The sequence below is a fragment of the Chitinibacter tainanensis DSM 15459 genome (assembly GCF_000429785.1).
Lineage (GTDB): Bacteria > Pseudomonadota > Gammaproteobacteria > Burkholderiales > Chitinibacteraceae > Chitinibacter > Chitinibacter tainanensis.
In genome coordinates this window covers 381,975-402,386 of the sequence record NZ_KE386952.1, presented here as the reverse complement: position 1 = coordinate 402,386, position 20,412 = coordinate 381,975, and the positions used below count along the sequence as shown (strand labels likewise).

At 57.2% G+C, this 20,412-nt stretch carries 25 protein-coding genes and 1 tRNA gene; 21 read left to right on the top strand and 5 right to left on the bottom strand.

Features of this window, described 5'->3' with window-relative positions:
- Positions 1-15 precede the first annotated feature (15 nt).
- Complete coding sequence (locus tag G482_RS0114340; protein WP_169721085.1) at positions 16-633, top strand: chemotaxis protein CheD; 618 nt, start codon at positions 16-18, stop codon at positions 631-633.
- A gap of 144 nt (positions 634-777) precedes the next feature.
- On the opposite strand, the gene aroG is transcribed toward G482_RS0114340, so the two are convergent.
- The 4 genes from aroG to G482_RS0114320 form a co-directional block, all read right to left on the bottom strand.
- On the bottom strand, positions 778-1,848 hold the full coding sequence (aroG, locus tag G482_RS0114335) for a 3-deoxy-7-phosphoheptulonate synthase AroG (protein ID WP_028450608.1): 1,071 nt from the start codon (positions 1,846-1,848) through the stop codon (positions 778-780).
- Between the two features lie 281 nt (positions 1,849-2,129).
- Positions 2,130-2,546: a Fur family transcriptional regulator gene (locus tag G482_RS0114330; protein WP_028450607.1), complete on the bottom strand. Its 417-nt coding sequence runs from the start codon at positions 2,544-2,546 to the stop codon at positions 2,130-2,132.
- 9 nt (positions 2,547-2,555) lie between these two features.
- Positions 2,556-2,972 carry an RNA polymerase-binding protein DksA gene (dksA, locus tag G482_RS0114325; RefSeq protein ID WP_028450606.1) on the bottom strand — a complete coding sequence of 139 codons (417 nt, stop codon included), beginning with the start codon at positions 2,970-2,972 and terminating at the stop codon, positions 2,556-2,558.
- Positions 2,973-3,122: 150 nt separating this feature from the next.
- Positions 3,123-3,428 carry a c-type cytochrome gene (locus G482_RS0114320; protein ID WP_028450605.1) on the bottom strand — a complete coding sequence of 102 codons (306 nt, stop codon included), beginning with the start codon at positions 3,426-3,428 and terminating at the stop codon, positions 3,123-3,125.
- Positions 3,429-3,561: 133 nt separating this feature from the next.
- Between G482_RS0114320 and G482_RS0114315 the strand changes: the two genes are divergently transcribed.
- The 16 genes from G482_RS0114315 (at position 3,562) to G482_RS0114235 (ending at position 16,148) form a co-directional block, all read left to right on the top strand.
- Positions 3,562-4,431: a cell envelope integrity TolA family protein gene (locus G482_RS0114315; RefSeq protein ID WP_051259057.1), complete on the top strand. Its 870-nt coding sequence runs from the start codon at positions 3,562-3,564 to the stop codon at positions 4,429-4,431.
- A complete protein-coding gene (gene ruvC, locus G482_RS0114310; RefSeq protein ID WP_028450603.1) occupies positions 4,428-4,958 on the top strand; it encodes a crossover junction endodeoxyribonuclease RuvC in 531 nt (176 codons plus the stop codon). The genes G482_RS0114315 and ruvC overlap by 4 nt, the downstream gene beginning before the upstream one ends.
- 181 nt (positions 4,959-5,139) lie before the next feature.
- A complete protein-coding gene (gene ruvA, locus G482_RS0114305) occupies positions 5,140-5,733 on the top strand; it encodes a Holliday junction branch migration protein RuvA (RefSeq protein WP_028450602.1) in 594 nt (197 codons plus the stop codon).
- A gap of 62 nt (positions 5,734-5,795) precedes the next feature.
- A complete protein-coding gene (gene ruvB / locus G482_RS0114300) occupies positions 5,796-6,845 on the top strand; it encodes a Holliday junction branch migration DNA helicase RuvB (protein WP_028450601.1) in 1,050 nt (349 codons plus the stop codon).
- 208 nt (positions 6,846-7,053) lie between these two features.
- The gene (tolQ, locus tag G482_RS0114290; protein WP_441302973.1) at positions 7,054-7,728 is read left to right on the top strand and encodes a protein TolQ; all 675 of its coding nucleotides are present in this window, start codon (positions 7,054-7,056) and stop codon (positions 7,726-7,728) included.
- A gap of 12 nt (positions 7,729-7,740) precedes the next feature.
- Positions 7,741-8,157: an ExbD/TolR family protein gene (locus G482_RS0114285; RefSeq protein ID WP_028450599.1), complete on the top strand. Its 417-nt coding sequence runs from the start codon at positions 7,741-7,743 to the stop codon at positions 8,155-8,157.
- On the top strand, positions 8,154-9,026 hold the full coding sequence (gene tolA, locus G482_RS19805) for a cell envelope integrity protein TolA (protein ID WP_028450598.1): 873 nt from the start codon (positions 8,154-8,156) through the stop codon (positions 9,024-9,026). The genes G482_RS0114285 and tolA overlap by 4 nt, the downstream gene beginning before the upstream one ends.
- A gap of 41 nt (positions 9,027-9,067) precedes the next feature.
- The gene (gene tolB / locus G482_RS0114275; RefSeq protein WP_028450597.1) at positions 9,068-10,345 is read left to right on the top strand and encodes a Tol-Pal system beta propeller repeat protein TolB; all 1,278 of its coding nucleotides are present in this window, start codon (positions 9,068-9,070) and stop codon (positions 10,343-10,345) included.
- Between the two features lie 45 nt (positions 10,346-10,390).
- Entirely contained in the window at positions 10,391-10,933 is a 543-nt protein-coding gene (pal, locus tag G482_RS0114270) for a peptidoglycan-associated lipoprotein Pal (RefSeq protein ID WP_028450596.1), read from the top strand.
- A 121-nt stretch (positions 10,934-11,054) separates the two neighbouring features.
- Complete coding sequence (gene ybgF / locus G482_RS0114265; RefSeq protein ID WP_034619759.1) at positions 11,055-11,798, top strand: tol-pal system protein YbgF; 744 nt, start codon at positions 11,055-11,057, stop codon at positions 11,796-11,798.
- Positions 11,799-12,007: 209 nt separating this feature from the next.
- Positions 12,008-12,637, top strand: a complete 630-nt coding sequence (locus G482_RS0114260) for a LexA family transcriptional regulator (protein ID WP_028450594.1) — start codon at positions 12,008-12,010, stop codon at positions 12,635-12,637.
- Positions 12,638-12,806: 169 nt separating this feature from the next.
- A complete protein-coding gene (locus G482_RS0114255) occupies positions 12,807-13,199 on the top strand; it encodes a hypothetical protein (RefSeq protein WP_028450593.1) in 393 nt (130 codons plus the stop codon).
- Between the two features lie 60 nt (positions 13,200-13,259).
- On the top strand, positions 13,260-14,729 hold the full coding sequence (gene nagE, locus G482_RS0114250) for an N-acetylglucosamine-specific PTS transporter subunit IIBC (protein ID WP_028450592.1): 1,470 nt from the start codon (positions 13,260-13,262) through the stop codon (positions 14,727-14,729).
- 48 nt (positions 14,730-14,777) lie between these two features.
- Positions 14,778-15,422, top strand: a complete 645-nt coding sequence (locus tag G482_RS0114245; protein WP_034619757.1) for a hypothetical protein — start codon at positions 14,778-14,780, stop codon at positions 15,420-15,422.
- A 26-nt stretch (positions 15,423-15,448) separates the two neighbouring features.
- A complete protein-coding gene (locus G482_RS0114240) occupies positions 15,449-15,826 on the top strand; it encodes a hypothetical protein (protein WP_028450590.1) in 378 nt (125 codons plus the stop codon).
- A gap of 37 nt (positions 15,827-15,863) precedes the next feature.
- On the top strand, positions 15,864-16,148 hold the full coding sequence (locus tag G482_RS0114235; RefSeq protein ID WP_051259056.1) for a GlsB/YeaQ/YmgE family stress response membrane protein: 285 nt from the start codon (positions 15,864-15,866) through the stop codon (positions 16,146-16,148).
- A gap of 69 nt (positions 16,149-16,217) precedes the next feature.
- On the opposite strand, the gene G482_RS18880 is transcribed toward G482_RS0114235, so the two are convergent.
- Positions 16,218-17,420 (bottom strand): Bcr/CflA family multidrug efflux MFS transporter, encoded by a 1,203-nt coding sequence (locus G482_RS18880; RefSeq protein WP_034619756.1) that lies wholly within the window; start codon positions 17,418-17,420, stop codon positions 16,218-16,220.
- A 322-nt stretch (positions 17,421-17,742) separates the two neighbouring features.
- On the opposite strand from G482_RS18880, the gene queE reads away from it, so the two are divergent.
- From queE to G482_RS0114210, 4 genes are all read left to right on the top strand, one after another.
- A complete protein-coding gene (queE, locus tag G482_RS0114225) occupies positions 17,743-18,387 on the top strand; it encodes a 7-carboxy-7-deazaguanine synthase QueE (protein ID WP_028450588.1) in 645 nt (214 codons plus the stop codon).
- A 58-nt stretch (positions 18,388-18,445) separates the two neighbouring features.
- Complete coding sequence (queC, locus tag G482_RS0114220; protein WP_028450587.1) at positions 18,446-19,129, top strand: 7-cyano-7-deazaguanine synthase QueC; 684 nt, start codon at positions 18,446-18,448, stop codon at positions 19,127-19,129.
- A gap of 73 nt (positions 19,130-19,202) precedes the next feature.
- Positions 19,203-19,279: transfer RNA gene (locus G482_RS0114215), tRNA-Gln, on the top strand.
- A gap of 290 nt (positions 19,280-19,569) precedes the next feature.
- Positions 19,570-20,382 carry a hypothetical protein gene (locus G482_RS0114210; RefSeq protein ID WP_028450586.1) on the top strand — a complete coding sequence of 271 codons (813 nt, stop codon included), beginning with the start codon at positions 19,570-19,572 and terminating at the stop codon, positions 20,380-20,382.
- Positions 20,383-20,412 lie beyond the last annotated feature (30 nt).

The following is a 20,412-nucleotide window of genomic DNA, read 5'->3' as shown; positions in this document are numbered from 1 at the left end:
ACCCGTATGCCGCCAATGAAATGGGTTCATTACGATACGCCCGGTGAAACGGTCGACCAGCGCGCTTGCGATCTGCGCCAGCTGGAAATCCGGGCGCATAATCTGCTGGCCGGCGAAGTGGCCGTGCACCGCCATCACCCGATCAAGACCACGCTCGGCTCGTGCGTGGCCGTCTGTTTGCACGACCCCGAGCAGCATCTGATCGGGATGAATCATTTTCTGGTGCCCCTGAAACATTCCCAAGATGATGAAGCCGGCTATCTGTCGGGGCTGACCTCGATGGAAGTGCTGCTCAATGCCATGCTCAAAGCTGGCGCCATGCGCACGCGGCTGCAGGCCAAGGCCTTTGGCGGTGGTGATCTGCTCAATCTCTCGCTGCAATTCAGTATGGGGCGTAAAAATATGCTGTTTGCCGAGCGCTGGCTGGCGGCGGAAGAGATTCCGCTGGTGGCGTGTGACTGGGGCGGCGCATGGGCGCGCAAGGTGATTTTGGAGCCACGGCATGGCGATGTGTATTGCCAGCGGCTGGCCGTGGGCCAGCGCGACAATATGCAGGCGCTGGCGGCGCGCGAAAAAGCGCTGGCCGAGCGTTTGCTGGCGGCCGAAACGCAGCCACGGATCGATTATTTCTAGCGTGGATTGGCCAGCCCGGATTGGCTTTTTCTGCGCAGTAAGATGGTGCGGTAAGTTCTAAAAAATAAAAGGGTATTGCCCTGTGCGCCTTGCAAATGAATGCTTGGCGGGCAATACCCTTGATGAACGAATGGCGCGGAGCGCTTACACGTTCACTTTTTTCAGTGCGCGACGGGTGGCCACGGCATTGGCCAGATCGGCCAGCAGTTTTTCCGTGTCGGCCCAGCCGATGCAGGCATCGGTAATCGATTGGCCGTAGCACAGCTCTTTGCCGCTGTTGTCGTCCTGGCGGCCTTCCACCAGATGGCTTTCTACCATTACACCAAAGATCGCCTCGTTGCCGCCGCTGACTTGCGCGCAAACGTCGTTACACACTTCCATCTGGCGACGATAGTCTTTGCGGCTATTGGCGTGGCTGAAATCGACCATGATTTTCTGTGCCAGACCGGCGGCAGCCAGATCGGCCGTGGCGGCGCGCACGTGGTTTTCGTCGTAGTTAGGCTCTTTACCGCCGCGCAGAATCACGTGGCAATCCGGGTTGCCGCCGGTGGCCACAATCGCAGAATGACCGTATTTAGTCACCGACAGGAAATGGTGTGGCTGGCTGGCTGATTTGATCGCGTCGAAGGCGATTTTCAGATTGCCATCGGTGCCGTTTTTAAAGCCTACCGGGCAAGACAGGCCAGACGCCAGCTCGCGGTGCACTTGTGATTCGGTGGTGCGCGCGCCAATCGCGCCCCAGCTCATCAGATCGGCCACATATTGCGGGGTGATCATGTCGAGGAATTCGCCGGCGGTTGGCAGGCCGGTGTTGTTCAGATCTACCAGCAATTTGCGCGCAATGCGCAGGCCTTCGTTGATATTGAAGCTGCCATTGAGGAACGGATCGTTGATCAGGCCTTTCCAGCCCACGGTGGTACGCGGTTTTTCGAAATACACGCGCATCACGACTTCCAGCTGGTCTTTGTAGACTTCGCGCAGTTTCAGCAGGCGCTCGCCATATTCCAGCGCTGATTTGGTGTCATGAATCGAACAGGGGCCGATGATGACCAGCAGGCGGTCGTCTTCGTCGTTCAGGATGCGGTGAATCGCCTGCCGGGTTTCAAACACGGCAGTCGACGCGGTTTCGTTAACAGGATATTTCTCAATCACCGCCACCGGGGGCAGTAATTCTTTAATTTCGCGGATGCGTACGTCGTCGGTTTGGTAATGCATGGTCGTCCCTGCGGCAAAATTGCAATCGAAGTATTGTCTTAGAGTGCTGCTCGCCCTTGGTCTATAGCAAGATACCCTGGTACGGTATATTGGGGCGCGATCTCAACATCACGGTGGTGTGTCGTTGACTGCCGCGGTGGTCATCGCGGCGCGTCTGTGGCTGAGTAGATCAACAGTCAGCAGTCAGATGCAATCGGTGATTGCCTGTATCTCTTAAAGGGAACAGATTAGCGTCTTACGCGCCGGGCGGCAAGCCAAACGGCGGCGCAGGCTGCCGCTGCTTAGCTGGTTTGGCAGCTGGCACACAGGCCTTTGACGGTGATTTCCACCGAGTCGGCTACGAAATGCTTGGGCAGGGCCATCGGCAAATCGGTGCGAATGTCTTCCAGGCAGTAGAATTTACCGCACTGTTGACAGTGAAAATGCGCGTGATGGTGCGGGGCTTTGGCGGCGGAGAAGCGCCAGACCCGGTCATCGCCCGCTAGCTTGTGGGCGAGGTTTTCAGCGGTAAGCCAGTCGAGCACCCGATAAACGGTGACTCGATCGAGGCTCGGCTCTAGCAGCTCTTGCACATCTTGGTGCGACAGCGGGCGCTGCGCGCCGAGCAAGGTCGCTAAAATATGAACCCGCGCCGGGGTTTGCCGGGCGCGGGTTTTGCTAAGCAGCTCGCGGGCTTGCGCCAGCGTGGCGTCGTTCATGCGCCAGCCTTAGTCAGCGTATTGCTTTTTCTGCCGCTCGCGACGCTCTTGCGCTTCCAGCGACAATGAAGCCGTTGGGCGGGCCAGCAAACGCAGCAAACCGATTGGCTCGCCGGTGTCTTCACAGTAACCGTAGTTGTCTTCGTCGATCTTGCGCAGCGTCGAATCGATTTTCAGCAGCAGTTTGCGTTCGCGATCGCGTGTGCGCAATTCCAGTGCATATTCTTCTTCCAGCGTGGCGCGATCAGCCGGATCAGGCGTCGCTTCCTGCTCTTGCAGGTGGTTGGTCGTTTGCGATGCATTGGCAACCAGCTCGGCTTTCATCTGCAACAGACGCTCGCGGAAGAACTCGAGATGAGCCGCATTCATGTAGTCATCTTCGGGACCATTCCAGTTCCGGATGTCTTGTTCCGTGAGTTTTGCCATGATTTTTCTCGCTTTTCTTTGAATTGTCCGCTTACAAACTAAGCAAACCCAATAGGAGGGGCAGCTTAATCTAACTGGGGTTGGGATGGCAATACGGCCTGAATGACAATCCCGTTAAATCTACACCCTGCCGATTTCGCTATATGGGGGCTACTGTGCCAAAACCCAACGGATAATCGTGCGTAAATCTTTATCTTCGATTTGCTGGGCCGGCATCGGGATCTGCCCCCACTTGCCGCCCGGCAGGCCTTTGCGCACTTCGGCCATCAGCATGGCTTCGGCGTCTTTCTGCCCTTTATACCGTTTGGCGACATCTTTATAGGCTGGGCCCACGATTTTCTTATCCACGGCATGACAGCCCAGACAGTTATATTTAGCGGCTACTTTTGCGCCATCCTCGGCGGCGTGGCTTAGCCCACAGGCTAACAGCAGCATCAGCATCAAAGTGTTGCGCATAATCATCAATCCGTGTCGTTTTCCTTCCTTTCATTCTACTCCGCTTTAGCCAAGTTGCGCCCGCCACAGTGGCGGCGGGGATGGCTGTGCTACACTCGCGCGATTGTGCAAAATCGGATGCGGGAAGAGCTAAATGGATCGGGGGCAACGTTTTATGGTCACCGCGATGTTGATATCGCTGGTGCTGCACGCCTTTCCTATTTTCGGCATCAAATTTGTGCTGCCCTCGCCACGCCAATTGCTGTCGCAAAATCCGCTGGAAGTGGTGCTGGTGAATCAAAAAACCACCACCAAGCCCAGCAATGCCGAAGTAGAGGCCCAGGTTGATCTGGATGGCGGCGGTAATACCGATGCGGCCAATCATCGGGTGAAATCGGCGCTGCCGGCCAAAACCAAGCCCAGCGACCCTGAGCTGGAGCAAGTGGAAGCCAAGCTCAAGCAGCTGGAAGAACAAAATGTGCGGCTGATGTCGCAACTTAAACCGGCGCCCGCCGCCCCCAGCCAGCAAAAAAACAGCGAAGCCGCGCCGGAAGCGCCGCTGGATCTGGAAACCCTGAAAGAACAAACCCGCCGCCAGCAGGAAATCGCCGCGCTGGCTGCGCAGATCGCCAAGCAAAATCACGATTATCAAAGCAAGCCGCGCAAAGCCTTTGTTGGCGCCCGCGCCAAGCAAACCAGCGTGGCCATGTATATGGATGGCTGGCGGCAAAAAATCGAAAAAATCGGCACCATGGCCTATCCGGTGGATGCCAGCGGGCGCAAGATTTACGGCCAGCTGCGCGTGACGGTTGAGATCGGCGCGGATGGGCAAATGCTCAGCTCGCAGATTGATAAGTCCTCAGGCAATGCCGAGCTGGATGCCGCTGCACTGCGTATTCTCAAAATGGCGGCACCTTTCTCGCGCCTGCCACCCGATATGCTCGACGCCAGCGGCAAGCCGGCGACAGTGCTGGTCATTACCCGCACCTGGACTTTCGAGCGGCAAACCCTCACCAGCGAATGAGTCGCGCCCGCATCCTCGGCATTGACCCCGGCTCGCGCACCACCGGCTTTGGGGTGATTGATGTGGTGGGCCAAGAGCGTATTTATGTGGCCTCGGGTTGTATCAAAACCCAAGGCGGCGCGCTGGCCGACCGTATCCGCATTATTCTGGATGGTATCGAGAAAATTGTGGCCACCTATCAGCCCAGCGAATCGGCCATCGAGCAAGTGTTTGTCAATGTAAACCCGGCCGCCACGCTGATGCTGGGGCAAGCGCGGGGCGCCTGTGTGGCCGCGCTGGTGCTGGCGGGCTTGCCGGTGGCGGAATACACCGCCTTGCAGGTCAAGCAGGCGGTGGTCGGCAATGGCCATGCCGATAAAGAGCAAGTGGGCTTGATGGTGCAACGCCATCTGCGCCTGTCCGGCGTGCCACAAGCGGATGCGGCCGATGCCCTCGGGGTGGCCCTTACCCATGCCCAGCATCAAGGGGGCGCGGCCAAGCAGCTGGCGGCTTATCGGATGTCGATGAAGCGTGGGCGCATGGCCTAGGGTATTGCCATGTAGGCATTATCCTAATTGGTTTTTGGCGCTATACCCTGCTGTAAATTTGGCCGGTAACACTGCTGGCTACGCATGAATGCCGCAGCGCGCGCCGCACCGGTTTGGTTTTTGCCTTGTGGCCGGTATACTGTACGTTCGTTCACCTTGGCGCTTGGCGCAGAGTCTCATCATGATTGGTCGCCTGACGGGCAAACTGCTGGAAAAACAGCCGCCGCAAATCCTACTGGATGTCGGCGGCGTGGGCTATGAAGTGGATGTGCCGATGAGCACGTTTTATGTGCTGCCGCATCTGGGCGAAGCGACAACCCTCTTTACCCATCTGGTGGTGCGTGAAGACGCGCAGCTGCTGTACGGCTTCGCGACGCGCGAAGAGCGCAATGCCTTTCGCTCACTGATTAAAGTCACCGGCATCGGTGCCAAGATCGCGCTGGCGGTGTTATCGGGTATGACCGCCGATGAGCTGGCGCTGGCGGTGGCCTCGGAAGACATCAAACGCTTGTCGGCCGTGCCGGGCATCGGCAAGAAAACGGCCGAGCGGCTGGTGCTGGAATTGCGCGGCAAGCTGGCCACCGGCGGGTTGGTGAGTATGCCGGGCGAGTTGCCATTGGCCACCACGCCGGATGATCGCAGTGATATTCTGAATGCGCTGTTGGCGCTGGGGTATAACGAGCGCGAAGCCAATCTGGCGATGAAAACCCTGCCGGCCGATGCGTCGGTGAGCGATGGTATCCGCCTGGCACTGAAATCGCTGGCTAAAGCCTAGGGTATTGCTCTGTAACTTATAACTGATCTGGCTGGTGTGTATATACCAGCATGGGTATCACGATGATCGAAACCGATTCGCTGTTTTCTGCCCCGCCCGAGCGGCTGGTGACCACACAGAAAATCTCCAGCAATGAAGAGCAGCTGGAGCGCGCGCTGCGCCCCAAGCAGCTGGATGAATATGTGGGCCAAATGAAGGCGCGCGGCCAGCTGGAGATTTTTATCGAGGCGGCCAAAAAACGCGGCGAGGCGCTCGATCATGTGCTGCTGTTTGGCCCGCCGGGCTTGGGCAAAACCACATTGGCGCATATTATCGCCCGCGAGCTGGGGGTGAATCTGCGTCAAACCTCTGGCCCGGTGTTGGAGCGTGCCGGTGATCTGGCGGCCTTGCTCACCAATCTAGAGCCGCACGATGTGCTATTTATCGACGAAATTCACCGCCTTTCGCCGGTAGTGGAAGAAATTCTCTACCCGGCGCTAGAAGACTTTCAGATCGACATCATGATCGGCGAAGGCCCGGCCGCGCGTTCGGTGAAGCTGGATTTGCCTCCGTTTACCTTGGTCGGGGCGACGACTAGGGCAGGTATGTTGACCAATCCGCTGCGCGATCGTTTTGGCATTGTGGCGCGGCTGGAGTTTTATACCCCGGAAGAGCTCACCCGCATCGTCAGCCGTTCGGCCAGCTTGCTGAATGTGGAAATGGCCGACGATGGCGCATTTGAAATCGCTCGTCGTTCTCGCGGCACGCCGCGGATCGCCAACCGGCTGCTGCGCCGCGTACGCGATTTTGCCGAGGTGAAGCACGATGGTCTGGTGACCCGCGAAGTGGCCGATGCCGCCTTGCAAATGCTGGATGTAGATGCGGGCGGGCTGGATGTGATGGACCGCAAATTGCTGCTGGCAATTTTGGAAAAATTCGGCGGCGGCCCGGTGGGGCTGGATAATGTCGGCGCGGCGATTGGTGAATCCACCGATACCATCGAAGAGGTGGTGGAACCTTACCTGATTCAGCAGGGCTTATTGCAGCGCACCCCGCGCGGGCGGATGGCCACGCTAGGGGCTTATCAGCATTTCGGGCTAAATCCGCCCAAATCTGCTGGAGACAGCGAGTAAATAACGGTAATTTCACACAACAATGCCCCAGACGGGGCATTTTTTATGCACAATAACTAGCCATGGCACTGTCGCAGCATGCGCTGGCTAACAGCCCCGTGCGTGACCCTGCGCTACACTGCCCACGCTGCCGGCTGAACTTTTCGCCGGCCGCAGTTTCTATTTTGACAGCCGATTTGTTTAATTTTCAGGATTTTGGAGTGACCCCGTGAGCACTGGCGTTGAAGATATGTCGATTATCAACCTGGTTATCCAGGCGAGTTTTGTCGTGCAGCTGGTGATGGTGATCCTGCTGGCGCTGTCCTTCATGTCCTGGTGGCATATTTTCAGCAAGCATTTCACGCTGGCCAATGCCAAAAAAAGCACCGAAGAATTTGAAGACCGCTTCTGGAGCGGCTCGGATCTTTCCGCACTGTATGAGCAGGTTAAACGCTCGCGCAGCATCGGTATGGAAAAAATCTTTGAAGCCGGCTTTGGCGAATTTCTCAAGCTGCGCCAGCGCGGCAATATGGAATTATCGGATGTGATGGAAGGTACGCGCCGGGCGATGCGGGCTTCGTGTCAGCGCGAGCTGGATTTCCTGGATAAACACAATGCCTTCCTGGCCTCGGTCGGCTCGGTGAGCCCGTATATCGGGCTGTTTGGTACCGTGTGGGGGATTATGTACGCGTTCAAAGGCTTGGGTAATGTCGGCCAAGCCACGCTGGCGACCGTGGCGCCACACATTGCCGAGGCGCTGGTGGCGACGGCGATTGGTCTGTTTGCCGCGATTCCGGCTGTGGTGGCGTACAACCGCTTTGCCTACGATGTGGATCGCCTCGCCAATCGTTTTGATACCTTCATCGAAGAGTTTTCTAACGTACTGCAGCGCCAAGTGCGCTAAGGCGGTGGTGGCATGCGTAATCGTCGACCCCGTCGCGCCAAAAGCGAAATCAATGTGGTGCCCTACATCGATGTGATGTTGGTGCTGCTGGTGATTTTTATGGTGGCGGCACCCATGATGCAGCCCTCGGTGATCAATTTGCCCAGCGTGGGTAAAGCCAATACCGAAGTGAATGCCAAGCCGCTAACGGTAGAAATCTCGGCCGAGGGCGCGCTGGGGCTGGTGGATGCCCCGGGGAGCAAGGCCGAGCCGCAAGCGAATGTCAGCGCGCTGGTGGCCAGCATCAAAACCCGCTTGGCTGGCCAAGAGCGGCCGGTAATTATTTCGGCGGATAAAAACGTGAAATACGAAGTCGTGGTGCAAACCATGGATCAATTGCAGCGCGAAAATATCGCTCGCGTGGGTTTGATGGTGCAGCCGAAACAATGAGTCCAGTGCATAACCCTGCCCATGCCGAGCAACGCGGCCTAGCCTTTGTGCTAGCGGTGTTGATGCACGTGTTGCTGGCTGGTGTCTTGCTGCTGTCGGTGCAGTGGAAAACCAAACCGGCGCAACCGGTGCAGGTTGAGCTATGGGGCGGCCCGCCACCGGCGGCACCGGCAGAGCCGCCGGTCGAGCCGGTGAACGCCAAACCAGTGAAACAGCCGCCGCCCGAGCCGGAAGTGGTGCCGGAAAAAGTTGATATTCAGACGGCACAGGTGAAAACCACGCCCAAACCAACGGCCAAGCCGACCGCTACCCCGCTGCTGACGCCCAAACCGACGCCAACGCCGAAAGCCACTGTGGAGCCAAAAGCAACGGCGGTGCCGGCCAAGGCCACACCGCAGCCGAAAGCCAAGCCGACTGCTGCGCCGAAGAAATCCAGCGAGCTGCAAGATGCGCTGTCGTTCGACAACGTAGTGGCTAGCAACAAGAGTGATAGCAAGCCGGTTGCCGGCGGTAAAGCTGGCGGTACCGGTACTAATCCGAATGCCACTGGCAATAGCGGGCCGGGTAAAGGCAGCGGCAATAATCTGTCGGGGATCGAATCCTACAAAGGCCGGCTGATCCAGCAAATTAAATCGCGTACGGTGTATAGCAAGGGGGGTAACCCCACTGCGGAATTCCGCGTGATTGTGCTGCCAGATGGCTCGATTTTGGAGGATCAGCTGCAGCAGCTTAATGCGACTGGTGATCCGGCCTATGCCGAGGCCACCAAGCGGGCGATTCTGAGCATGGGGCGCTTTCCGCCATTGCCAGATGGGCAGACTTTCAGTGGCCCGCTGCGCACTTGGACGATTAAATTCCGCCTGGATTAAGCGGGCAAAACGCTGCAACACCTTGTGATGAGTGAGACAAGATGAAGATGCTGAAACTGTTTGTACGTAGCCTGCTGCTGGCCACTTTGCTGCTCGGTGGCGCTGCGCGTGCCGATATGACCATTGAAGTAGTGGGGGTCGGCAGCCAGCAATACCCCATCGCCATCGTGCCTTTTAAAAACGAAATTGGCATGCAGCAGCCAATCACCCCGGTGGTGGGCTCTGATCTGACCAATAGCGGTTTATTCAAGGTGATTGGTGCCGGCGATGTGGCGCCACTGCCGTATAGCTCGGGCGAGATCAACTATGCCGCGTTGCAGGCCAAGGGTGCGCAAACCGCGCTGGTAGGGCAGATCGTGCCCGATGCTGGGCAAGTGGTGGTGCGTTTCTGGCTGGTCGATCTGGCCACCAAGCAAGAGCTGATCGCGTTTGAAAAACGCGGTAATCCCGCGCAAACCCGCCGGCTGGCGCACCAGATCGCCGACATGATCTACGCCAAGCTCACCGGTAAAAACGGCAGCTTTGCCTCACGCATCGCCTATGTACTGAAAACCCCGGGCCGTCATCAGCTGCAAGTGGCCGATTCGGATGGCTATGGTGCGCAAACCGTGTTGGCTTCGCGCCAGCCGATTATGTCGCCCAAATGGTCTCCAGATGGCAGCAAACTGGCCTATGTCTCGTTCGAGAACGAAAAGCCGGTGGTGTATGTGCATGAGCTGGCGACAGGCAAACGCTGGCAAGCGGCTAACTTCAAAGGCTCTAACTCCGCGCCGGGCTGGTCACCAGATGGCCGCCAGCTGGCAGTGGTGCTGACCAAAGATTACGGCAGCCAGATTTATCTGGTGAACGTTGATGGCACCAATCCGCGCCGCCTGACCCAGACCGGTGAAATTAATACGGAACCTTCTTTTACCCCGGATGGTCGGAACATCATCTTTACCTCGGACCGCGGTGGTAGCCCGCAGATTTACCGGATGTCAGTCAGCGGTGGTGATGTAGTACGGCTGACCAATTCAGGCCCCTACAATGCCAGCGCCAAGTTGTCGCCGGATGGTCGTTCGATGACTTATATCACCCGCAGCAATGGCTATCGGGTGGCGATTATGGATCTGGCCAGCCGCCAGAGCATGGTGTTGACCGATACCAATGCCGATGATTCGCCATCGTTTGCACCCAATAGCCAGATGATTCTGTACGAAACCGATGTGGGTCGTCGTGGCCAGCTGGCGATTGTTTCGGCCGATGGCCGGGTGAAACAGCGGCTAAAAGCGCAGGGCGGCGAAGTGCGCCAGCCTGCCTGGGGGCCAATGCTGCGGTAAGTGGTTCGAGTGTGTTTTGTCTTTTCAATAATGAGGAATAGTGCGATGCAAAAGATTGCCCTGAGTGTATTGATGACTGCCCTGCTGGCAGCGTGTTCAACTACCCCTGCTCCTGTGACGACGCCAAACACCGCCGCCACCCCAGCGCCAAGTGCTAACACCGGTAGCGAGATCAAAACCGTGGATACCACCGGCACCACCGGGGTGAAACTGGATCCACGCCTGACTGATCCAAACAATGTGCTGTCACAACGTCGCGTGTACTTCGATTACGATTCATACACCGTGAAGAAAGACTTCGACGAAATGGTGCAGGCTCACGCTAAATTCCTGGTGCAGAACCGTGATTACAAGATCATTCTGCAAGGCCACACCGACAATCGTGGTACTGCCGAATACAATCTGGCGCTGGGTCAGAAACGGGCCGAAGCCGTGGCTAAAATGCTGAGCGCCTTGGGTGTGAATGCCGACCAGATCGAAGCGGTGAGCTTTGGTAAAGAGCGTCCGCTGGAAAATGGCGATACCGAAGAAGCGTGGGAACGTAACCGCCGCGCGGAAATTGTGTATAACGGCGAACAAAGCAAATAAGGGGCTTGCCCTGAGTTGACCGCCTGCCCTACGCTCTTGCCTAATGTTTGTGCTGGGGCGTATTGCACCAAACAAACCCCGCCTGGCGGGGTTTGTGTTTATTGTCTGAAGGATTTGAATCATGCAAATGCTGAAACGTAGCCTGATGGCCCTGATTCTGGCTGGCTTGTCGCTGCAGGCTCAGGCTGGTCTGTTTGACGATAATGTGGCTCGTCAGCAGATCACTGATTTAACCAATAATGTGACCCGACTGCAGCAGGAAAACCAGCAACGGCTGGAGCAGCTCGAGGCCAGTAATAAGCGCGTACTCGATCTGGTGCGCCAGCTGGATCAGCAAAAAGACGAAATCGCCCAGCTGCGTGGGGCGAACGAAAACCTGCAATTCAGCCTCGAAGAAGCGGTAAAACGCCAGAAAGACCTATATGTCGATCTGGATGCCCGCCTGCGTGCGCTGGAGCAAGCCAAGGCCGAGGCCAAAGCCGAAGTTAAAGCCACCGAGCAAGAAAGCTTCGACGCCGCCGTCGCGCTGGTACAAGGCAAGAAATTCAAAGAAGCGGGCGCCGCCTGGGCCAAATTTGTGGCCGACTTTCCCAATAGCGACAAAATGCCGGCCGCGCAGTATTGGATGGGCATGAATTACGCTTTTAACAAAGACTATAAATCTGCCGCGATTGCGTTTAAAAACGTGGTCGAAAACGCGCCAGACGACGCCAAAGCCCCCGATGCGCTACTGGGCCTTGCCTCGGTCGCCGCGCAAACCGGCGATAAAAAGGGCTCGCGCAGCTACCTGATCAATATCATCGAGCGTTATCCACAGTCCGAAGCGGCAGCCAAGGCCAAAAAGGCACTGGCGGCGCCGAACTAAGCATTGGCGTGCCGATGGGCAAGCCGCTGCCATAAAAAAGATCGCCTGCGGGCGATCTTTTTTATGGGCGATGTTTGGGTGTGGGCACTGAGCATGGGGATGATCTAGAGGTGGCGCGGGATAGGGGGCACGTGGCATAAACGGCAGGTTGTTATCCTGCAGCGTGAAAAATGTATTAATATGTTTGAAAATACATCGATTATACGAAAATGAATAATTCTGAAGCATTACGACAATGGATGCGACATTTTGGGCTTAGCCAGGCTCAACTGGGTGAGCGGGCCGGTGTGCCACAGCCAACAGTGCACCGTATTTTGTCTGGCGATACTGCCTCGCCGCGGGCGGCAACCTTGCGCAAGTTGATTGATGCACTGGGGCTTAGTGTGAGCGAGTTCGAGGCCGGCCCAGGTGCCCGGGCAGTGGCCGAAGCGGCGGTAGAAACGCTGGTGGCGATCCCGGTCATTGAGGGTTTTGTGGATACACAGCCGCACTTTGCGGCGCAGGGGCTGGGGTTTTCAGCGGTGCTAGCCCGTCAGTTGGCTGCTGATCCGGCTACTTTGATCGCGGCAGTGGCGCCCCATCAGTCGATGGCGCCCACGATTCAAAAAGGCGACTGGGTGCTCATCGACCGCGCGCGGACCGAACTCTGTGCTGGACAGATTTTTGCGGTGGCGATGGATGGGGCGGTGATGATTCGGCGGATCGGGCTGAGCCCTGATTACATTACGCTGCAGCCGGATAATCCCGACCACAGCCGCTACTTTGCAGTGCAGCTGCCGGCGCAGGCCAGTTTGCTGGTGCTGGGCCTCGTGGTCTGGCGGGGCGGCACCTTGAGTTAAGTATTTGATGTAGATAGCCAGATCAGCCAGCCAAAGCGCTGGCTTTTTTATTACCTGCAACGTGGTGGTTGTGCAATTTTTACATGCAAAACAATTCGTTTGTGTATTGAAGTGAATTTTCGATCGGCATATTATGTCTCTGTCAATTCACAACACAGGAGAATTCAGCATGAAACAGCTACTTTTAGCCGCCGTTTTGGGTCTGGCTTCATTTGGCGCCAGCGCGATGCAGTATTACCCGGGGCAAACCTTCAATACCCGCAGTATCGAGCGGGATATGCGCCAAATCAGTGACAAAGAGTTTGTCCGGCTGGTTGATCTACGGGACAACGGCGTGGTAGTTGAAGATTGGGCGGTGACCCGGGACTTCAATGGCAAGCGCTTTATTACCATCGGTACTTATGAAGTGGATTGCCGCAACAACGACGCCCGCTGGATTGAAGGCGTAGGCGCGTATTACTTCACTGATCAGCCCGATACCGTTCACATCGTGAATCGCATCAATGGCACACCGATGAATCCGGCATCGGGTCGCAATCTCAGTACCTTGTGTCGGCGCTAAGACCAAATTTGGCAGAAGGCTAAGTCAAGCCGTCTGCCTTAAGCGCTTGAGGAGTTCATCATGAATATCATTGGATATATGCAAAGAATCGGGCGGGCGTTGATGTTGCCCGTGGCCACTCTGCCCGCTGCGGCCATTCTGATGGGGATTGGCTACTGGCTACAGTCGGCCAGTGGGGGTGACCATCCGTTTGCCAGCACGCTGGGCGGGGCCGGTAGTGCCATTATCGATAATATGAGCATTCTGTTTGCCGCTGGTGTGGCCTATGGTCTGTCCAAGGACAAAGACGGCGCAGCCGCGATGGCCGGGGTCGTAGGTTTTCTGGTGCTAACTACCTTGCTCAGCCCGCATGCCGTGGCTCTGATCCAGGGCCAGCCGCTGGCGCAAGTCTCGCCGGCCTTTGGCAAAATCAATAATCAATTCATTGGGATCTTGTGTGGGGTCATTGCGGCGACCTTGTATAACCGCTTTGCTCAAACCGAGTTGCCAGCGGGTTTGGCCTTTTTCTCTGGCAAACGTCTAGTACCCATCCTGGTGTCGCTGGCCATGTTAGTGCTGGCCCTGCCGCTACTGGTGATCTGGCCATGGCTGTTTGCAGGTTTGATCAGTGCCGGTAAGCAGATCAGTAGCCTCGGCGCAGTGGGAGCGGGCTTATTTGGCCTGATCAATCGCTTGCTGATTCCCATTGGCTTGCACCACGCGTTTTATCCGGTGTTCTGGTTTGACGTGGCCGGGATTAACGATATTCCCAACTTCTTGGGCGGGGCACGGGCCATTGCCGAAGGCCGCGCTATTCCAGGGGTTACCGGCATGTACCAGGCGGGCTTTTTTCCCATCATGATGTTTGGCCTGCCCGGCGCTGCACTGGCGATCTTCCAGAGTGCAAAACCGGAAAACCGTGCCAAAGTCGGGGCGCTCATGGCCACTGCGGCGTTGTCATCGATTTTTACTGGAATTACCGAGCCGCTGGAATTCGCCTTTATGTTTGCCGCGCCGCCGCTGTATGTGTTGCACGCTGTGCTGACAGGGCTTTCCCTGTATATCGCGGCCAGCATGCACTGGATGGCGGGGTTTGGTTTTAGCGCGGGTTTCGTTGATCTCTTGTTGTCGAGCCAGAATCCGCTCGCCACGGGCTGGTATATGTTGCTGCTGCAGGGGCTGGTGTTTTTTGGGCTGTATTTTGCCGCTTTCCGCTGGGCCATTGTGCGCTTTAACTTGCAAACCCCGGGGCGGGAAGCCGAAGAAGTGGTGCCCAGCGCACCAGCCAGTAATGACAAAACGGCGCTGGCAATGGCCTATCTGGCCGTGGTAGGTGGGGCTACGAATCTGCAGCAAATTGATGCCTGCATTACCCGGCTGCGCCTCACCGTTAACGACACCGCCCAGATTGATGAAGCCCAGCTGAAAGCCTTGGGCGCCGCTGGCGTGATCAAGCTCGATCAGCAGCACATCCAAATTGTGTTGGGCCCATTGGCCGAGCTGATTGCTACCGAAATGAAAGCCTTATTGACCGTGGGCGAATCGCGCTAAGTTGCCACACCCATTGCTAGTTCTATGTTCTCAAGCAAGGAGATCAAAATGAAAACCTACTCCTCGATTGCTAGTAGCTTGTTGGTGGCGTTGCTCGCCAATCCATTCCTGCTGGCTCAGGCCCAAGCACGTGATTTTAGCTATCTGGCTGGGCGAGATAATCGCAAAGTGGCCGATCAATTAGCGCAGGCGGGTTATAGCCAAGTGCATACCGAAACTTCGGGCGATGACAAATGGGATACCTGGTGGAATGCCAGTACGCAGGATTGCATCACCGCCTATCAAACCGGCTACACCTATCAATCGCTGCGCAATACCCCACGTGCGGATTGCGAAAAATACGCCGATGGCGGCGGCTCGAAAAGCAACGCCGTTGCCCTCGGATTGGGCGTCGCTGCGGCGGTCGGCGTTGCTGCCTTGATTAATCATCAGCGGCATAAGCATCAACATGACGACATGAATGAGCAACAGCATCGGTACTTTGTGGATGTTGAAGATTTGCAAGGCATCCGGGCTTCCTATGGTGAATCCGAGTTGCAATCGCGTGGTTTTCACAATGTGGATGGCGAAAAAGGCTGGCATCGCAGCTACACCACGTGGTGGAACGGCGCTGCCCGCGAATGTGTGCAAGTGACTACCCGGCAGGGGCGGTATAGCGATGTCAATGTGGTGGATAACAGTGCCTGCCTGTAATGCCGGTGGCGACGAAGGAGGCTCAGATGCGGATCTTGATCAGCCCGGATGAGAGTTGGGCGGCCCGGTATGGCTGCGGTGTCTGGCTTCTTGCCACCGGTGGTGCGACTGGATATTTGCTCGCGCAGCTGGGCCATTATCCTCTGGGGTGGTGGTGCTGGTTGGGCTGGCCGTATTTGCTGATGCTGGCCGGCGTGCGTTTCATTGGCGCAAAGGGGCGGGGCGCGTGGCAAGTCGCAGCAAGCCTTGCCGCCGTGCAAGGGCCGATTGTGCTGCTGGATGTGGTGTATCTCAATCCAGATCCGCAGGGGCCCATTGTTTTGGTGATTTTGCCGCTATTACAGCTGGCCGTGCTGCTGGTGGCGGGGCTGGTGACCTGGTGGTTATTCACCAGTGAGAGGTAGTTTTCGTTGTTAATTGCTCGAATCGAAGGAGTGCATCATGGAAACAGCAATCGTAATGGGTAGTGTCATGGGGGTATTTTTTGCCGCATTGATAGGTTTGCTGATTGGCGCTGTGGCGAAGTGGTTGCTGCCAGGGCGCGATCCGGGCGGCTGGTTGGCCACCTGTTTGGTGGGGCTTGCCGGTAGCTGGTTGGCCAGTGGCTTGCTCGCATTACTGGGCTTGCACGGCGGCGTGTTGCAACTGGTGGCCGCGGTGCTGGGGGCGATGGGTTTGCTGCTGCTGTGGCGTCGAGTTCAGCAACAGCGGCAACTGAGCCGTTAGTTTCTTGGTGGGTATTGCTGTGCAAGAATTGATATTATTTGACTTGAGAGCAATACCCCTAAGTCGCATTTACGGCTGTAATTTGATGGCTACCAGCCGATAAGCCAGCAGCGCGCCGATGCCGCATACCGCCAAAGTACTCGCCAAGGGCAGGCTGCTGCCATCGTGCCATACCCCCATTAGTACGCCGGCTAGCGTGGCAATGCCAAACTGCAGCGTGCCCATCAGCGCCGAGGCCAGGCCCGCTTGCTGGCCATGCTGAGCCAGTGCCCCGGCCGTGGCATTGGGGGCGGCAAAGCCCAGCGCCAGCAGATACAGATAAATACAGCCCACCACCAACCAGAACGGTGGATGTGTAATCAGGCTGGACACCAGCAAGGTGCCGCTGGCCAATCCCAGGGCCAAGCTCGCGCGGTGCAGCAGCAGATCAATCGAGCTGGTTTTCAGCGCGCGGGCATTCAGTTGGCTGGCCAGAATGTAGCAGGCGGCGATGCTGCCGAAGGTCAGGCTGTAATGCGTGGGGCTCAGGCCATACACCTTCATCATGACAATCGGCGAGCCGGTAATGTAGGCAAACAAGCCGGCGACCGCCAGCCCGCCGGTGAGCGCGTAGCCCATAAAATGCCGATCACGCAGCAAGCCGCGATAGGCGCGCAAAGTATCGCCCAGTGCGAGCCGCTGCCCTTGCACGGCGGGGCGGGTTTCTGGCAGCAGGTAATGCATGGCCAGCAGGCACAGCAGCGCAAAGCCGGCTAGCAAGCCAAAAATCGCCCGCCAGCTCAGCGTGGTGACCACCCAGCTACCCAGTAGCGGTGCCAGAATCGGGGCGATCCCCATCACCAAAACCAATGATGAATACACCTGCGCTGCACTACGCGGGTCGCAGCGATCGCGCACCACGGCCCGCGCAATCACCATCCCGGCGCAGCCGCCCAGCGCCTGCAAAAAGCGCAGCGCCACCAAGGCTTCGATACTGCTGGCCAGCGCGCAGCCCAGTGAGGCAAGCAGATAGACGCCGAGGCCGAGTAACAGCGGCGGTTTGCGGCCGTAATGATCGGACAGCGGCCCATACAAAATCTGCCCGATAGCCAGGCCAATAAAATAGCTCGCGAGCGTGAGCTGCACCGTGCCATCGCCGGCGTGCAGCTCATGGCCGATGGCGGGCAAGCCCGGCAAATACATATCAATCGATAGCGGGCCCAGCGCGGTGAGCGCGGCCAGCAATAAAATCCAGCCGGCAAAGCGGCTGTGCGGTGGGGTCGTTGTGGTCATACGTTTATGCTGCCGCGGCTGGGGAGGTGAGAGCCAGTGGGGCTATCCCGTGGTGCGGCAGAGAAAATGAGAGTGGTTCTCTATTAGACGCCGAATGCCGGGCGCATACCAGTGTAAAAATCCATACAGCACCGCCCAGCCGACAGTCGTCTGCCTGGCGCCGGCTAGGGTAATCCTGCCTGTATCTTGTTCGCTTACAGGTATAAAATGCCGAGCATACTGGGGTGGGATTCGCCTGCCGGCCAGCCTGCGGCATTGCCTCGTTCAATGCCTTTTTTGTTTGCTTCCCCCAGACTGTTTTTCTGGAAAGGACGAAGTGTTTATGCGCGAAAGTTTGCGTATTACCGAGATTTTTCACTCACTGCAGGGCGAAACCAGCCGGATGGGCCTGCCCACCGTGTTTATCCGCCTCACCGGCTGTCCGATGCGCTGCACCTACTGCGATAGCGCCTATGCCTTCACCGGCGGCAAAACCATGAGCCTGGATGACATCATGGCGCAGGTGGAAAGCTATGGCTGTCCTACCGTCTGTGTGACCGGTGGCGAGCCACTGGCGCAAAAGCCGGTGCATCTGCTGTTTAAGCGCCTATGCGATGCCAGCTATAGCGTCAGCACCGAAACCGGCGGCGGCCAGCCGATTGATTGCGTCGATCCGCGTGTATCGCGCATTCTGGATGTCAAAACCCCCAAATCCGGCGAACTGCCCAATATGCTGTGGGCCAATCTGGAAGCCGTGAACCAGCACGATGAAATTAAATTCGTGCTGGTGGATCGTAGTGATTACGAATGGGCGCGCGAGCTGGTGCTGACCCAATCCCTGCATCACAAAGCCCCGGTGATTTTCTCGCCAGTATGGGAAAGCCTCAAGCCGGTGGAGCTGGCCGAATGGGTGATCGCCGACAAGCTGCCGGTGCGCGTGCAAGTGCAGCTGCACAAAATCCTTTGGGGTGAAAAACCGGGGGTATAGACCGCTAAGTATTTTATTAATTAGCTTTGCCAACTATACCCATGCTAAGGAGCCAAACATGAACAAAAAAGCGATTATTTTATTATCGGGTGGCCTGGATTCGGCCACTTGTCTGGCCATGGCCAAAGCCGCCGGTTTTGACTGCTATGCCCTGTCATTTGATTACGGCCAGCGGCATAACGCCGAGCTGGCCGCCGCCAAGCGCGTGGCCGCGAGCCTCGGGGCAATTGAGCACCGCGTGGTGAAAATCGATCTGGCGGCTTTTGGTGGCTCGGCGCTCACCGATGGCAATATCGCAGTGCCCACCAGTGGCGTGCAGGAAGATGAAATCCCGGTGACCTACGTGCCGGCGCGCAATACCGTGCTGCTGTCGTTTGCACTGGCCTGGGCCGAAGTGCTGAAAGCCGATGACATCTACATCGGCGTGAATGCCGTGGATTATTCCGGCTACCCTGATTGCCGCCCCGAATACATTTCGGCCTTTCAGGCCATGGCACGCTTGGCGACCAAGGTGGGCGTAGAGGGCTCGGCGCTGCATATCCACACGCCGCTCATTCGCTTGACCAAGGCGCAGATCATTAGCGAAGGGCTGAAACTGGGCGTGGATTACAGCCTCACCACCACCTGCTATCAGGCGAATGAGGCCGGCGAAGCGTGCGGCCTGTGTGATGCCTGCCGCCTGCGCGCCGCCGGTTTTTCCGCCGCCGGCGTGGCCGACCCCACCCGTTATCGCGCGGCCTAAACCGCCGGGCAAAAATATTTTCAAAAAAGGCTTGCCAAGCTGAATTAGGCTATATATACTGCGCAGCCTGTGTAGGGGAGTCGCCAAGTTGGTTAAGGCACCGGATTTTGATTCCGGCATGCGAAGGTTCGAATCCTTCTTCCCCTGCCACTCACAAACAAGCCGCTGCGAAGCGGCTTTTTTGTTGCCGATCGCCAGCCTGCATTGGCTTCTCTTGGCGGCACCGTTAGTGTGCTGCGCCCTCTCCGTACACCGCATTTCTTCTGTTTTCGTTCGGCCCCGCTGCGACGATGAGCGCGTTTGCGCTATGCGATAAGTGTCGTGCCTTGTCAGCAATTCGGCGGTTTTTACCCCTTTTGAATATTAGATTGTGCTAATGTATTGCCTCTACAAAATTTCATTTTGCTTACGAACAATCTATTGGGAAAGATGTACCTGCTATGAACTGCAAACTGTTGACTGCCGCCGCCCTTGCTATCACGCTCGTGGGTTGTGCGAGCACATCCACCAAGCCGACTGCCAAAGTAGAACCCAGCATTGAGCCATTTAATGAAGTGGTGATCAGCTATACGCCCACTAATTATGCCTTGGTCACCAAATATACGGGCCGTGGGGCCACTGGCTTGGGTAATTTGGGCGGCTTATTAGGGCCATTGGGCTTGTTAGCCGCGGTAGCCATTGATCAGGCGGTGGAAGCCGGTGTCGCGTCGAAAAATCTCGAGCGCACCGAGGCGCTGGATAAAACCATTAAAGGCAAAGCGGCCGACTGGGATGTAAACCGCGTGCAGGCTGAATACATCGGTGCCAAGATTGCCCAGGAAACCGGCGCACAAGTAAAACTGCTTGCACGCGCCAGCACCGCTTCAGGCGCGGCGGCGCCAGCTGCCTTGGCTGATAAGCAGGCGCGGGTTGAGTTGGAATCCGTGACTGGGTATGGCGCAGTTGGTACCACTGATTCGTTTAAACCGATTGTGATCACCAAATACAGCGTGCAGGTGGGCAATCCCGCGCGGGTTGTGTTGGGGCAGGAGCTGGTGACGTTTCAGCCCGCCAAAGAAGAAACTTATATGACCTGGGCTGGGGTGTTGGCCGATGCGGAGAAAGTACCGGCCATGGCGCAGCGTCAGCTACGGCAGCATGCAGATAAAATCAACACCGAGCTCTTGGCGGCATGGCAACGCGCCAAGCTAAAAGCCAATGCGCCAGCTGCCAGTGCCCCAAGTGCTGAGCAGAAAGTCGCCGCCGTACAATAAGCATTTACCAGCGCCTTAAAATACAGCGGC

What these genes read in the sequence shown, in the direction of transcription:
- G482_RS0114340 (WP_169721085.1), top strand. Translation starts at nt 16, where the DNA reads ATGAAATGGGTTCATTACGATACGCCCGGTGAAACGGTCGACCAGCGC.
- aroG (WP_028450608.1), bottom strand. Translation starts at nt 1,848, where the DNA reads ATGCATTACCAAACCGACGACGTACGCATCCGCGAAATTAAAGAATTA.
- G482_RS0114330 (WP_028450607.1), bottom strand. Translation starts at nt 2,546, where the DNA reads ATGAACGACGCCACGCTGGCGCAAGCCCGCGAGCTGCTTAGCAAAACC.
- dksA (WP_028450606.1), bottom strand. Translation starts at nt 2,972, where the DNA reads ATGGCAAAACTCACGGAACAAGACATCCGGAACTGGAATGGTCCCGAA.
- G482_RS0114320 (WP_028450605.1), bottom strand. Translation starts at nt 3,428, where the DNA reads ATGCGCAACACTTTGATGCTGATGCTGCTGTTAGCCTGTGGGCTAAGC.
- G482_RS0114315 (WP_051259057.1), top strand. Translation starts at nt 3,562, where the DNA reads ATGGATCGGGGGCAACGTTTTATGGTCACCGCGATGTTGATATCGCTG.
- ruvC (WP_028450603.1), top strand. Translation starts at nt 4,428, where the DNA reads ATGAGTCGCGCCCGCATCCTCGGCATTGACCCCGGCTCGCGCACCACC.
- ruvA (WP_028450602.1), top strand. Translation starts at nt 5,140, where the DNA reads ATGATTGGTCGCCTGACGGGCAAACTGCTGGAAAAACAGCCGCCGCAA.
- ruvB (WP_028450601.1), top strand. Translation starts at nt 5,796, where the DNA reads ATGATCGAAACCGATTCGCTGTTTTCTGCCCCGCCCGAGCGGCTGGTG.
- G482_RS0114285 (WP_028450599.1), top strand. Translation starts at nt 7,741, where the DNA reads ATGCGTAATCGTCGACCCCGTCGCGCCAAAAGCGAAATCAATGTGGTG.
- tolA (WP_028450598.1), top strand. Translation starts at nt 8,154, where the DNA reads ATGAGTCCAGTGCATAACCCTGCCCATGCCGAGCAACGCGGCCTAGCC.
- tolB (WP_028450597.1), top strand. Translation starts at nt 9,068, where the DNA reads ATGAAGATGCTGAAACTGTTTGTACGTAGCCTGCTGCTGGCCACTTTG.
- pal (WP_028450596.1), top strand. Translation starts at nt 10,391, where the DNA reads ATGCAAAAGATTGCCCTGAGTGTATTGATGACTGCCCTGCTGGCAGCG.
- ybgF (WP_034619759.1), top strand. Translation starts at nt 11,055, where the DNA reads ATGCAAATGCTGAAACGTAGCCTGATGGCCCTGATTCTGGCTGGCTTG.
- G482_RS0114260 (WP_028450594.1), top strand. Translation starts at nt 12,008, where the DNA reads ATGAATAATTCTGAAGCATTACGACAATGGATGCGACATTTTGGGCTT.
- G482_RS0114255 (WP_028450593.1), top strand. Translation starts at nt 12,807, where the DNA reads ATGAAACAGCTACTTTTAGCCGCCGTTTTGGGTCTGGCTTCATTTGGC.
- nagE (WP_028450592.1), top strand. Translation starts at nt 13,260, where the DNA reads ATGAATATCATTGGATATATGCAAAGAATCGGGCGGGCGTTGATGTTG.
- G482_RS0114245 (WP_034619757.1), top strand. Translation starts at nt 14,778, where the DNA reads ATGAAAACCTACTCCTCGATTGCTAGTAGCTTGTTGGTGGCGTTGCTC.
- G482_RS0114240 (WP_028450590.1), top strand. Translation starts at nt 15,449, where the DNA reads ATGCGGATCTTGATCAGCCCGGATGAGAGTTGGGCGGCCCGGTATGGC.
- G482_RS0114235 (WP_051259056.1), top strand. Translation starts at nt 15,864, where the DNA reads ATGGAAACAGCAATCGTAATGGGTAGTGTCATGGGGGTATTTTTTGCC.
- G482_RS18880 (WP_034619756.1), bottom strand. Translation starts at nt 17,420, where the DNA reads ATGACCACAACGACCCCACCGCACAGCCGCTTTGCCGGCTGGATTTTA.
- queE (WP_028450588.1), top strand. Translation starts at nt 17,743, where the DNA reads ATGCGCGAAAGTTTGCGTATTACCGAGATTTTTCACTCACTGCAGGGC.
- queC (WP_028450587.1), top strand. Translation starts at nt 18,446, where the DNA reads ATGAACAAAAAAGCGATTATTTTATTATCGGGTGGCCTGGATTCGGCC.
- G482_RS0114210 (WP_028450586.1), top strand. Translation starts at nt 19,570, where the DNA reads ATGAACTGCAAACTGTTGACTGCCGCCGCCCTTGCTATCACGCTCGTG.